This window comes from Embleya scabrispora DSM 41855, assembly GCF_000372745.1.
Taxonomy (GTDB): Bacteria; Actinomycetota; Actinomycetes; order Streptomycetales; family Streptomycetaceae; genus Embleya; species Embleya scabrispora.
On record NZ_KB889676.1, the window covers coordinates 15,617 to 28,230 of the forward strand.

Genomic DNA, 12,614 nt, shown 5'->3' on the forward strand with positions numbered 1-12,614 from the left:
CCGGCGGTGGTTGGGGCACACCGACGTGGCCGGACGGGGCGGGCGGGGTCGGTTTCCCGCCGTCGGGTCAGCCGCCGGGGGCGTACAGCGCCTCGGCGCCTCGGTCGAGCAGGGCGCGCTTGTACGTCTCCAGGGTGGTCAACTCCTGCCAGACCAGCGCGTATTCGTCCGCGTCACGGACCGGGTCGATGCGCAGCAGGCGGGACTTGGCGTCCGCGATCCGGCGTTCGGCGGAGAACACCCGCAGCCGAACGAGGTTGCCGTCGGCGTAGGCCCGGTCCGGGTCGGCGGTGCGGTGCACGCTCTCCACGGCGAGTTCGGTGACCATGTGCCGGACGGTGTCGTCGGGGGCGGCCGTGCGCACCTCGGCGACCCAGTTCGGAGTCTGCGCGAGTTCGCAGCACACACCGCCGGCGACGGCGATCGCCGCGCGCACGGCCGCGTACGGCTGCGCGGTGAACTCGTCGACCTCGTAGTGGTCGAACGCCGGTGCCACCAGCGCGGGAGCCTGCAACGCGAGCTTGAGCACCTCGCGTTGCACGGCCTGGCACATGTCGCGCGGATCCGGCCGGAAGCCGGCCGGTCGCTGCGGGGCCTGCGGTTGCCGGCCCGGCTGCGCCGGGATTTGGCCCTGGTGGGTACCCCGCTCGCCGCGCGCGGCGCGCTCGCGCTGCCACCGGTTGACCTGGGCGACCCGGGCGACCACGAACCTCTCGTCCAGGAAGCCGAGCATCGAGTCGAGTCGGACCGCGTAGGTGTGCCGCAGGGCCTGGTCCTTGATGCCCGCGATGACCGGCGCGGCCGCGTCCAGGGCGGCCACCCGGCCCTCGGCGGTGGACAGGTCGTGGCCCTCGATCCGGGACTTGATGGCGAACTCGAAGAGCGGGACGCGCGCGTCGATCAGGCCGAGCACGGCCTCGTCGCCGTGTGCCAGGCGCAGGTCGCACGGGTCCAGGCCGCGCGGTTCGACCGCGACGAAGGTGCGGGTGACGAACTTCTGGTCCTCCTCGAACGCCCGCAGCGCGGCCTTTTGGCCGGCCGCGTCGCCGTCGAAGGTGAAGATCACCTCGCCGCGGAACTCGCCGGAGTCCATCAGCAGCCGGCGCAGCACCTTGATGTGCTCGTCGCCGAAGGAGGTGCCGCACGTGGCGATCGCGGTGCCCGCGCCGGCGAGGTGGCAGGCCATCACGTCGGTGTAACCCTCGACGATGACCGCCCGGCCGGACTTGGCGATCTCCTTCTTGGCCAGGTCCAGGCCGTAGAGCACCTGGGACTTCTTGTAGATCGGCGTCTCGGGGGTGTTCAGGTATTTGGGGCCGTTGTCGTCGTCGTAGAGCTTGCGCGCGCCGAAGCCGATCACGTCGCCGGTGATGTCGCGGATGGGCCAGATCAACCGGCCCCGGAAGCGGTCCATCGGGCCGTTGCGGCCCTCGCTGGCCAAGCCGCCCTCGAGCATCTCCTGCGGGGTGAAGCCCTTGCCGCGCAGGAAGCGGACCAGGTTCTCCCAGCCCTTGGGCGCGTAGCCGAGCGCGAACCGTTCGGCGGCGTCCTGTTCGAAGCCGCGGTCGGCGAGGAATTGCCGGGCGGTCTCCGCCTCGGGACTGCCGAGTTGATCGGCGAACCAGCGTGCGGCGATCTTGTGCGCCTCGACCAGGCGGGTGCGCCGGCCCTGCTGGCGGCCCGGCGTGTAGCCGCCCTCCTCGTAGCGCAGCTCGATGCCGTACTGCTGTGCCAGCCGCTCCACGGTCTCCGAGAACGTGGTGTGGTCCAGGCGCATGACGAAGTCGAGAACGTCGCCGCCTTCGCCGCAGCCGAAGCAGTACCAGAGGTTCTTCGCCGGGCTGACCTGGAAGGACGGGGACTTCTCGTCGTGGAAGGGGCACAACCCCTTGAAGTTTCCTCCGCCCGCGTTGCGCAGTTGCAGGTGTTGTTCGGCGATCTCCGCGATGCGTGCCGTCTCGCGGACCCGCCTGACGTCTTCCTCACGGATACGGCCGGCCACGATCGTCGAGTCTACGGGTTCGCGCGGTGCGCGTCGGCGGCGACCGGGCGGCTCATCGCGAGCTCAGCGCGGCGTGCAGGGTGATCGCGGCGCGGTCGGTGAGCGAGGCCACCTGGTCGACGACCACCCGCAGCCGGGCCGCGTCGTCGGCTGCTCCGTCCCAGTCCTCGCGCAGCGACGCGTCCAGGACCTCGGGGCCGCCGGCCACGAGCAGTTCGACCAGTTCGGTGATCACCTCGCGCTGGCGCTCGCGCAGCCGCTCGGCGCCCTCGCGGGCCATCACGTAGCGTGCGGTGACCGCCTTGAGCACGGCGCATTCGAGCCGGATGTCGCGCGGGACGATCAGGTCGGCGGCGTAGCGGGTGACCGGGTCGGTGCCGTACAGCTCGCGGGTGGCGTGTTCGGCGGCCAGGCAGAAGCGGCCGATCAGCCCGCTGGTGGCGTTCTTGAGCCGGGCCTGGGCCCGGCGCGAGCCGTCGTAGCCCACCGGCCAGAAGTCGAGCGCGAGCAGTCGGTCCAGTGCCTCGCCGAGTTCGTCGGCCGCGCAGTCGGGGCGGTATCGGCGCACGGTGAGGTCGAGCAGCTCGCGCCGTTCACCGAGGTCGCGCAGCCGGACCAGGTCGAGTCGGTGCGATTGCACCGCGTCCTCCAGATCGTGCACCGAGTAGGCGACGTCGTCGGACCAGTCCATCACCTGGGCCTCCAGACAGCGGCGGCTCGGGTCGGCGTCGGCGCGCACCCACTCGAACACGGCCAGGTCGTCCTCGTAGGCGCCATAGGAGTGAGTGTCCCGGCTGCGCGGCCACGGGTACTTGAGCACCGCGTCCAGCCCGGCGCGGGTCAGGTTCAGGCCCACGCTGCGGCCGTCGGGGCCGAACGTCTTGGGTTCGAGCCGGGTGAGCAGGCGCAGGCTCTGGGCGTTGCCCTCGAAGCCGCCGCAGCTCTTGGCCGCCTCGTCCAGGGCACGCTCGCCGTTGTGGCCGAACGGCGGGTGACCGAGGTCGTGGGCCAGGCACGCGGTCTCCACCAGGTCCGGATCGCAGCCCAGCGCCTGGCCCAGCTCACGACCGATCTGGGCGCATTCGAGCGAGTGGGTCAGCCGGGTTCGCGGGCTGTCCTGGCCTGCGGCGGCGGTCTCGCCGGGGACCACGACCTGGGTCTTGCCCGCGAGTCGGCGCAGTGCGGCCGAGTGCAGCACCCGGGCCCGGTCGCGCTCGAACGCGGTGCGCCCGGGCCGCTTGTTGGGTTCGGGGACCCAGCGGGCGAGGTCCTCGAAGCCGTAGTGGCCCCGCCCGGATCGATCTTTTGCCTCGGGCGCGGGGAGTCCTGACGTGCCTGCCGAATTGCTGTCCACTTGTCCACATTAAGGAATCGCCCCGACATTCGACGAAGTCCGGGCCGCGAACAACGGGGGAAGCCTTCACCGCGCGTCGGACAACTTGCCGCGCAGTTGGAGCACCGCCTTGGTGTGGATCTGGCAGGTGCGGCTCTCGGTCACCCCGAGCACCTGGCCGATCTGGGACAGGGTCAGGCCCTCGAAGTAGTAGAGCGTCACCACGGTCTTCTCCCGTTCGGGCAGCGCGTTGACCGCCCGGGCGAGCAGGTGCCGCATCTCTCGGCTCTCGGCCACCTCGACCGGGTCGTCCGCGGTGGTGTCCTCCAGCGTGTCCACCAGGCTGAGCCGGTCGCCGCCGTCCTGCCCGGTGTGCAGGAGTTCGTCCAGGGCCATCACGTTGATCAGCGAGAGCTGGCTGAAGATCGCGTGCAGGTCCTCCAGCGCGATGCCCATCTCGCGCGCGACCTCGACCTCCGAGGGCGTGCGATTGAGCTTGGCCTCCAGGCCCGCGTAGGCCAGTTCGACCGCGCGGGCCTTCTGCCGCACGGACCGGGGGATCCAGTCCAGCGCGCGCAGTTCGTCGATGATCGCGCCTCGGATGCGGCTGATCGCGTACGTCTCGAACTTGATCGCGCGGTCGAGGTCGAACTTCTCGATCGCGTCGATCAGACCGAACATCCCGTACGAGACGAAGTCGGCCTGGTCCACGTTGGCCGGAAGGCCGACGCCGACGCGCCCGGCGACGTACTTCACGAGCGGCGAGTAATTCAGGATGAGGCGTTCCCGCAGGGTGGGATCCCCCGAGCGCTTGAAGTCGCTCCAGAGGTTCTCCAGCGCGCGGTTGGAAGCGCCACCGTCCTCGACGGTGACGGCCGGTCCGTCCTGGGACGCGGCCGCGGTGGCGCTCTTACGCCCTGGGGTTTGCTTGGGCATACGTGGCCTTGTGTCGTTCCACGGAGACGTGCGTGCAGATCTGGGTCTTCGCGAGCGTAGCGTGACCTGACGACTCCCGAGCGCTACGAAAGTCTCGCCCGGGTCGGATCGGTCGGGTCGCGGCGGTGCGGCCGGGGCCGCGCGGATCGTCTCCGGCGGATCCGGGCGCGTTCGCGAAGGCGGCTTCGACGACGGCCGGGGACGCCGGGCGGGGCGGCCGGGGCGGCGGTTCGACCGGACGGCGGGCGGGGCGCCGGATTCGGCCTGCGAAATGCCGCCCACCGGCACTGATCCACCGATCCGGGGGGCATGCGAGGCGGTCGGCCCGGGGCGGCGTGCGCGCGTGCCCGACCGTGCTCGGCATCCGCGCCGTGGCGCGCCCGCGCGTGGCGGCCGCGCCGACCCGAACGGGTGTACCCGCCGCACCGGGTGCCGGCCCGGACGCCGACGCGGTCACGAGGTCGCGGGCCGCTACGGGCGTGTCGTCGAACGTCGGGCCGACACCACCCGGGCACGCGCGTTCGAGCGAACCGGGGGCGATCTCGTACCGGGCGCGCGGGCGCCGGCCAAGACGCCGTAACCGGTCGCGCTGCGCCGGTCGGGCGGGCGCGGCCGGCGGCGGGGCGATCCGGTCGCGGTCGCCGGTGTGCCCTTCTTCGGCCGCGGCCGCGCTCTCGTCGGTCACGGGGTATGGCACCTCCTCGATTGCGCCTCCCCTCACGGTGATGATCACTGCCGCCCCAGGTCAAGCACCGCCACGGCGACGCCACCCCTTCGAGGTGCGATCGACCAGTTGGCGGGCAGCCAGGACGTCGAGATGGCGGCGGGTGGTGGCGGGCCCGACGCCGGCCTCGCGGGCGATCCGCGCCGTGGACGACACGCCCCGGGTCGGCACCGTCTCCAGGATCCGGCGCGTCACCGGCGCCAGATCGTCGCCCGGCCGGACCGGACCGGACAACACCGGCGCGAGGTCGTCGCCGATCAGCCCCACCTGTTCGATCACCTCCGCCGCCCGGGTGACCAGCACCGAGCCCGGCTCGCGCAGCAGCACGTGCACGCCGGCCGAACTCGGCGAGCCGACCGGCCCCGGCACGCCCATCACCTGGCGGCCCAACCGCGCCGCCCGTCGCGCGCTGATCAGCGCACCGCTGCGCAGTGCCGCCTCGACCACCACGGTGCCGCGGGTCAGCGCCGCGATCACCCGATTGCGCTCGACGAAGCGGTATCGGGTGGGGTGTGCCCCCGGCGGCAGCTCGGTGACCAGGGTGCCCTCGTCGGCGATCCGGGCGAGCAGTCGCTCGTGCCCGCGCGGATAGTTCACGTCGATCCCGCACGCGAGCACCGCGACGGTGCGACCGGCCACCACGAGCGCGCCTCGGTGCGCGGCGGCGTCCACCCCGTAGGCGCCGCCCGAGACCACCGTCCAGCCCGCCTCGGCCAGGTCGGCGGCCAGCGTCGCGGCCACGTGCGTGCCGTAGTCGGTGCACGCCCGCGCGCCCACCACCGCCACCGAACGCAGCGCGGCGAGCCGCAGCGGGGCCGCACCGCGCGCCCACAGGCCCAGCGGCCGGGCGTCCCCGAGGTCGTCGAGCTGGGTGGGCCAGCCCGGGTCGCCGGGAACCACGAAGGCACCGCCGAGCCCGGCGATCCGGGCCAGGTCCCGCTCCGGGTCGTGCCCGCCCAGGCGGACCCGGTAGCCGGCCGGGTCCCGCCGGGACAGCTCGACCGGCAACGCGGCGCCCGCCCGCAGGTCGGCCAGCAGCGCGGCGGCCCCGTGGGCGCGCACCGCGCGGCCGAACACCGCGTCGCCCGGCTCCACCAGGCGGGTCAGCGCCGCCCGGGCCACCCGCTCCGCCGCCGCGTCCCGGGCGAGCGGGTCCCACTCGCCCCAGGGCAGCGGATCCGGCCCCGTCACGGCGCGGGCTCGTCGTCGCCGGCCGAGTCGCCCCGGACGATGCCGGTCCGCAGCTCCAGGGCCGCGTCCACGTCGGCCCGGCCGGGCCGCTCGTGCCCGCGCAGGTCGGCGACGGTCCAGGCGACCCGCAACACCCGATCCAGGCCCCGGGCGGTGAGCAGGCCGCGCTCCAGGTCCCGGGCGGCCCGATCCAGCGCGTCCGGGTCGACGCGCCAGCGGGTGCGCAGCTCGCGCCCGGGCACCTCGGCGTTGACCGCCCACCCGGTCCCGGCCAACCGCCGTGCGGCTCGCTCCCGGGCCGCGAGCACCCGCGCGGCCACCACGGCCGACCGCTCCCCCGACCCCTCGGGTGCGAACAGTTCGGCCCGCGAGACCGCGTCCACGGTGACCCGCACGTCAATCCGGTCCATCAACGGCCCGGACAGTCGGGAGAGGTACTTGTGCCGCATCAGCACCGAGCACGTGCAGTCCAGGCCGCGCCCGGAGAACCGCCCGCACGGACACGGGTTGGCCGCCATCACCAGCAGGAATCGCGCCGGGAAGCACAACATCCCACCGCTGCGCGCGACGGTGACCGTACCCGACTCCAGCGGCTGCCGCAGCGCGTCCAGGACTCGCCCGGAGAACTCCGGGCTCTCGTCCAGGAACAACACGCCCCGATGGGCCAGGGAGACCGCGCCCGGGCGGGGCAGGCCGTTGCCGCCGCCCACGATCGCGGGCATCGTGGCGCTGTGGTGCGGCGCGCAGAACGGCGGCGTGGTCACCAGCGGCAGGTCCGGGCGCAGCGTGCCGGCGATCGAGTGCACGGCGCTGACCTCCAGCGAGGCCGGGCCGTCGAGCGCGGGCAGGATCCCGGGCAGCCGCTCGGCCAGCATCGTCTTGCCCGCCCCCGGGCTGCCGAGCAGGAACAGGTGATGTCCACCCGCCGCGCACACCTCCAGCGCCCGTCGGGCCCGGTCCTGTCCGGCGACGTCGGCCAGGTCGGCCGGCTCCGCACCGGCCGGCGCGGGGCCGGCGGCCAGGGTGCCGACCACGGCCAGGGGGTCCGGCCCCAGGCCGATGTCGGCCACCGCGCTTTCGGGCACGGGCACCGGTTCGCCGCGCAGCAGCGCGAGCAGGTGGCGCAGCGAGGTCACCCCGCACACGGTGATCCCGGGCACCAGTTCGGCCTCGCCGGCCACCACGGCGGGCACCACGACCCGCGCGCAGCCCGCCGCGGCGGCGGCCATCACCGCCGGCAGCACCCCGCGTACCGGCCGCAGGCGCCCGTCCAGGCCCAGTTCGCCGACCATCACCAGGTCCTCGATCACGCGGGGGTCGAGCACACCCGCCGCGGCCAGCACGGCGGCCGCGATCGGCAGGTCGAATCCCGATCCGGTCTTGGGCACGGTCGCGGGCGACAGACCCACCGTGAGCCGCCGCTGCGGCCACTCCTCGCCGCTGTTGACCAGCGCGGCGCGAACTCGCTCCTTGGACTCCACCAGGGTTTTGTCCGGAAGTCCCACCAGGGTGAACGTGGTCACGCCGGGCTCCAGGTCGGCCTGGACCTCGACCACCACGCCGTCCACGCCCAGCAGGGTGACCGAGCGGGTGCGTGCGAAGCCCACGGTCAGCCCACCCCCCGGATGTGCTCGACCCGGGCCGCCCCGCGCACGGCCACGATCACGGCGACCAGATCGATCCGCACCTCGCGCCCCGGCGGGCCGCCGAGCGGGTGGGCCGGCAGCCAGCGCTCCGCGAGCACCCGCAGCCGCTGCGCCTTGACCGCGCCGACCGCCTCCAACGGATGCTGGAAGCCCCCCGCCCGCCGGGTCTTGACCTCGCACACCACGAGCGTGGGCCCGTCCCGGGCGACGATGTCGATCTCACCGTCGCGGCAGCGCCAGTTCCGATCCAGAACGGCCATCCCGGCCTCGACCAGATACCGGGCCGCGACCCGTTCGCCATACCGCCCCACGGCGGCGTTCCGCGACTGCCGGGCCGGGTCGGCCCCGCCCCGCGGCACACCCCGGGGGCCGCTGCCCCGGCCTTCGCCGCCACCCGCGCCGATTCGCACGACGACCACCTCCGGCACCGACACTGCCGGTACCGGAGGTGGTCGAGGGCGCGTGTGCGACCGGCTGTGGACAAACCCGGTCGTTGTGGATGCCGCCCTTGCGGGTCCGAAACCGGGTTCGGCGGCTCAGCCGCTCAGCCGCCGAACCCCTCGTTGCCCGAGGGCATCTCGAACTCGCTCTTGGTCAATTCCTCGACGTTGACGTCCTTGAAGGTGAGGACTCGGACATTCTTCACGAATCGCGCGGGTCGATACATGTCCCACACCCACGCGTCCGCCATGGACAACTCGAAGAAGACCTCCCCGTCGGCCGACCTCACGTGCAGCTCGTACTGGTTGGTGAGGTAGAAGCGCCTTTCCGTCTCGATGACGTACTTGAAGAGACCCACGACGTCGCGGTACTCGCGGTAGAGCTGCAGCTCCATCTCGGTCTCGTACTTTTCGAGATCTTCCGCACTCATGCGCGCCCCTCGCTCCTGCGCTTCGCTGTCGTCCCCCATTGTGTACCGGCGACCCCCGCGGTCACCGGCGCACCGTGGCACCGACGCCCGAAAGCCCGCGGGCGGCCCGGATCGCCGGGGCGGATCCCGGGTCGCGGCCGTCCCTCAACCGTTCCACCACTCAGCTGTTCCACCACTCGAACGGCTCGTCGATCAGCTCGCCGGCCAGGAACGCGTCGAGCAGCTCGGGCAGCCGGCCGGGATAGAACCGCGCCGGGGCGGCCGCGATCTCGGCCGGCGACCACCACACCGCCTCCTGGTACTCGGCCAGCTCCTCGGCCGTCCACTGCGACCGGTCCTCGCCGACCTTCGGCGCCCGCTCGGTGATCCGGACCAGGACCACGAACTCGTGTTGCACCCGCCGATGCCCCGGACGCACCCAGGTCACACTCCGCCGCCAGGTGGGCGGGCCCACATCGGCGGGGGCGATCCGCAGGCCGGTCTCCTCCAGGATCTCCCGGACCGCCGCGTCCACGTAGGTCTCGCCGGGGTCGATGCCGCCGCCCGGCAGGTCGTACCACTGCGACGGTTCGGATTCGGGGACCCGGGTGCGAAACAGCAGCACCCGGTCGTCCGGGTCGAGCAGGACCACGCGCACGGCGCGGCGTTCCAGGTCGGGAGCAAGGTCCGCGGGGTAGTCCGGAACCGGCTCCGGCACGTCTCCGGGCCATGACACGGGTTGACTCGTCATCCACGGATTGTGCCCCGAACACGAACGGCCGGGGCGCCCGGGAGAAGGATTCCCGAGCACCCCGGCCGTGCCGAAGGGCCTGCGGTCAGGCCGGGGGCGCTCCCGAGGGGTCGCGCGTGGCCACGCGCGCCTCGGGTGCGCCGTCCGCCCCGGTCCGGCGCCGGCGCCGCCACAGCACCAGCGGCACGGCACCGATCAGCCCGGCCGCCATCGGCGTGCCGCCGATCACGTCCAGCCCCAGGCCCGGCTGATCGAACGTGCCCGGCACGCCGAGCCGGTGGATCCGGTTCAGCGGCCACACCACGGTGAACGCGCGCCCGATCACCTGGTCCTTGTCGACCGTCCCGTTGAACGGCTGGTCCATGTGGTAGCGCGAGTCGGAGGAGTTCTCCCGGTTGTCGCCCATCAGCCAGATCCGGCCCTTGGGCACGGTCACGTCGAACACCTTCGTCGACGGGGCCACACCCTTCTTGAGGTACGAACTCTCGTCCAACGGCTTGCCGTTGACCATCAGGCGACCTTGCGCGTCACAACACTGCACGCGGTCGCCGCCCACCCCGATCACCCGCTTGATCAGGTCCTTCTCGTCCGCGGACGGCATCAGGCCGACCCAGGACATGCCCTTTTGCAACCCGCGCACCACCGCGTTGTCGGACTGCTTCGGAGCCTCCTGGAGCCAGTTGCCCGGGTCGTGGAAGACCACGACCTGCCCGCGCTCGGGCTCCGCGCCGAACCACGGCGAGAACTTGTTCACCAGCACCCGGTCGCCGACCTTGATGGTGTTCTCCATCGACTCCGAGGGAATCGAGAACGCCTGGACCAGGAAGGTCTTGATGAGCAGCGCCAAGACGATGGCGATCAGCAGGAGCAGCGGCAGTTCCTTCCAGAACGACCCCTTCTTCTTGCGCCGTTCGCCCGAGTCGGAGGCACCCTCGTCGTCGCCGGAGTCCCGCGAGTCGTCCGATCCACCGGAGCCGGCCGGCCCGCCGGGCTCGTCCGCGTCGGGCGGCGAACCGCCGCCCGGGCCGCCGGGCGTGGGGGTCGGACCCGCCGGCGGAAAGATCGGCGCCGCATCCGGGGCGACACCACCTGGTCGTTTCACCAGATCAGGCGACTGCGCGGGTCCGTCCCCGCTCGGTGGTTGGGTCGGTGGCGCTCCGGGATCATGCGGCGCGTCGGTCGGGTACCGCTCCTGCGGCTCCCGCCCACGATCGTCGTCTCCACCAGCGGATCGCGCTCCGATCACGACTTCCCCCACGGCGCCTCCTCGTACCCGTGCAGGCCGGACGGCACCCGGTCGGGGCTGTCCACCGGCTGCCCACAGCTCTGTCTTGATGATTTCCGACCCGTGCCGCGCACGTTGCCGGGTCGATGTCGGCCCCAGGGGTCCGGCATGCGCCGGCGCGAGCGTACACGTCGGCGTAGCAGGACCAGCGGAACCGCACCCACCATTCCCATAACGACCGGGGTGGGCGGGGGAATCGCAACCGACAGGGCTTTGTTCCCGAACGTTTGTGGAACGGGCAGGCGATGCACCCGGCCGAACGGCCAGGCCACCACGAAGGCCCGGCCGACCACATCACCCTCCGGGATCGTGCCCTGATAGGGCCGATCCATATGTGCCCGCGAGTCGGCCGAGTCACCGCGATGGTCGCCCATCACCCACAACCGCCCCTTGGGCACCGTCACACTGAATCTCTTCTCCGAGGGCGCGTTGCCCCGGTACAGGTACGGCTCGTCCAGCGGGACACCGTTGACGGTGATCCGGCCGGAGGGGTCGCAGCAGGCCACCGTGTCGCCGCCGACGCCGATCACCCGCTTGATCAGGTCCTGTTCGTCGTCCGAGGGCAACATGCCGACGAACACCAGGCCCTGCTTGATCTGTTTGAGCCCGGGCGGCGGGTCGTCCGACTTCTTCTTGCCCAACCACCCGCCCGGGTCCCGGAAGACCACCACCTCGCCGCGTTCGGGGGTCCACCCGAACCAGGGCGAGAACTTGTCCACCAGCACCCGGTCGCCGATGTTGATGGTGTGCTCCATCGAACCGGACGGAATGTAGAACGCCTGCACGAGGAAGGTCTTGATGAGCAGCGCGAGCGCGAGCGCGATCACCGCCAGCATCGGCAACTCGCGCCACAGCGGCACCACCTTGTCCTTGCGCCGCGAACGCCGGCCGCGCCGCCGCCGGGTGGGGGTGCCCACCTCGACCGAGGGTGCCGCGATCGGCGGTTCGGCATCGCCGAGCACCACCGCGGCGGCCGTTCCCGCGGGCGCGGCGCCGGGCACGTCCGCGCGCCTGGCCGGCCTCGACGTGCCGGCGTCGGCGGCGCGGGCGCCCTTGGGCTTGCCGCGCTTACCCACGACGGTCGAAGTCCGACCGCTCGAACGTCCTCGGCCGGTCCGCGCCCTGGATCCGACCGAACGGCCAGATGATCCACTGCGCCCGCCCGATCACCCGGCTCTCGGGCACCATGCCGCCGCCCGGGTCGCCGAGGTGGTCGCGCGAGTCGGCCGAGTTGCTGCGGTGGTCGCCCATGACCCACAGCTTGCCCTTGGGCACCTCGGCTTCGAAGGGGAAGTCCGAGGGCTTGTCGCCCGGATACAGATAGTCGCCCTCGTCGAGCGGCACACCGTTGACGGTGACCCGACCCTGCGCGTCGCAACACTTGACCACGTCGCCGCCGATCCCGATCACCCGCTTGACGAAGTCGCTGTCGTCCGGGTTCGTGAAGCCGAACACCCCGCCGAGCTTGCGCAGGGCGCCGGTCACCGGGTCGGGCTTGTCGGTGCCCTCGGGGGTGAACGAGCCGCGCCCGTCGAAGACGATCATGTCGCCGCGGCGGATGTCCCCGAATCGGTAGGCGACCTTGTTGACCAGGACCCGGTCGCCGACCCGCAGCGTATTCTCCATCGAACCGCTGGGGATCACGAACGGCTGGGCCACCCACGAGTTCACCGCGAGCACCACCACCATCGCCACCGCGACCAGGAGCGGCAGTTCGACCCACGCGGGCATGCGCCGCCGACGCGGCGCGGGGGGCGCGTCCTCGGGGTCGTCGGCCTTGTCGTCGGCCTTGTCGTCATCGGTGTCGGTGGGATCGGCGGGATCGGCGGCGGCGTCCGCCGGCCCGACGGGCTCGTCCCGCTCCGCCGCCGGATCGCCGTCGGAGTCGGGGACGAG

At 72.7% G+C, this 12,614-nt stretch carries 11 protein-coding genes; all 11 read right to left on the reverse strand.

The window, feature by feature from the left end:
- Positions 1 to 67 precede the first annotated feature (67 nt).
- Positions 68 to 2,002, reverse strand: coding sequence for a DNA primase (gene dnaG, locus A3IC_RS0127165; RefSeq protein ID WP_020553222.1), 1,935 nt, complete (start codon positions 2,000 to 2,002; stop codon positions 68 to 70).
- A gap of 52 nt (positions 2,003 to 2,054) precedes the next feature.
- Complete coding sequence (locus tag A3IC_RS0127170; protein WP_020553223.1) at positions 2,055 to 3,356, reverse strand: deoxyguanosinetriphosphate triphosphohydrolase; 1,302 nt, start codon at positions 3,354 to 3,356, stop codon at positions 2,055 to 2,057.
- A gap of 66 nt (positions 3,357 to 3,422) precedes the next feature.
- Positions 3,423 to 4,271 (reverse strand): RNA polymerase sigma factor WhiG, encoded by an 849-nt coding sequence (whiG, locus tag A3IC_RS0127175; protein ID WP_020553224.1) that lies wholly within the window; start codon positions 4,269 to 4,271, stop codon positions 3,423 to 3,425.
- A gap of 745 nt (positions 4,272 to 5,016) precedes the next feature.
- The gene (gene dprA / locus A3IC_RS0127185; protein ID WP_020553225.1) at positions 5,017 to 6,186 is read right to left on the reverse strand and encodes a DNA-processing protein DprA; all 1,170 of its coding nucleotides are present in this window, start codon (positions 6,184 to 6,186) and stop codon (positions 5,017 to 5,019) included.
- Positions 6,183 to 7,793: a YifB family Mg chelatase-like AAA ATPase gene (locus A3IC_RS0127190; protein ID WP_020553226.1), complete on the reverse strand. Its 1,611-nt coding sequence runs from the start codon at positions 7,791 to 7,793 to the stop codon at positions 6,183 to 6,185. Before A3IC_RS0127190 ends, dprA begins: the two co-directional genes overlap by 4 nt.
- A gap of 2 nt (positions 7,794 to 7,795) precedes the next feature.
- Entirely contained in the window at positions 7,796 to 8,143 is a 348-nt protein-coding gene (locus tag A3IC_RS56800; RefSeq protein WP_040877251.1) for a YraN family protein, read from the reverse strand.
- A 233-nt stretch (positions 8,144 to 8,376) separates the two neighbouring features.
- Positions 8,377 to 8,703 (reverse strand): DUF2469 domain-containing protein, encoded by a 327-nt coding sequence (locus A3IC_RS0127200; RefSeq protein WP_020553228.1) that lies wholly within the window; start codon positions 8,701 to 8,703, stop codon positions 8,377 to 8,379.
- Between the two features lie 160 nt (positions 8,704 to 8,863).
- Complete coding sequence (locus A3IC_RS0127205) at positions 8,864 to 9,433, reverse strand: NUDIX hydrolase (protein ID WP_052173823.1); 570 nt, start codon at positions 9,431 to 9,433, stop codon at positions 8,864 to 8,866.
- An 85-nt stretch (positions 9,434 to 9,518) separates the two neighbouring features.
- Positions 9,519 to 10,535 carry a signal peptidase I gene (lepB, locus tag A3IC_RS0127210; RefSeq protein WP_020553231.1) on the reverse strand — a complete coding sequence of 339 codons (1,017 nt, stop codon included), beginning with the start codon at positions 10,533 to 10,535 and terminating at the stop codon, positions 9,519 to 9,521.
- 140 nt (positions 10,536 to 10,675) lie between these two features.
- Positions 10,676 to 11,794, reverse strand: a complete 1,119-nt coding sequence (gene lepB / locus A3IC_RS0127215) for a signal peptidase I (RefSeq protein ID WP_020553232.1) — start codon at positions 11,792 to 11,794, stop codon at positions 10,676 to 10,678.
- A complete protein-coding gene (gene lepB / locus A3IC_RS73670; protein ID WP_425387363.1) occupies positions 11,787 to 12,449 on the reverse strand; it encodes a signal peptidase I in 663 nt (220 codons plus the stop codon). The genes lepB (A3IC_RS0127215) and lepB (A3IC_RS73670) overlap by 8 nt, the downstream gene beginning before the upstream one ends.
- Positions 12,450 to 12,614: the final 165 nt, after the last annotated feature.

Coding starts and splice junctions, on each gene's coding strand:
- whiG (WP_020553224.1), bottom strand. CDS start 4,271: ATGCCCAAGCAAACCCCAGGGCGTAAGAGCGCCACCGCGGCCGCGTCC.
- A3IC_RS0127200 (WP_020553228.1), bottom strand. CDS start 8,703: ATGAGTGCGGAAGATCTCGAAAAGTACGAGACCGAGATGGAGCTGCAG.
- A3IC_RS0127205 (WP_052173823.1), bottom strand. CDS start 9,433: ATGACGAGTCAACCCGTGTCATGGCCCGGAGACGTGCCGGAGCCGGTT.
- lepB (WP_425387363.1), bottom strand. CDS start 12,449: ATGCCCGCGTGGGTCGAACTGCCGCTCCTGGTCGCGGTGGCGATGGTG.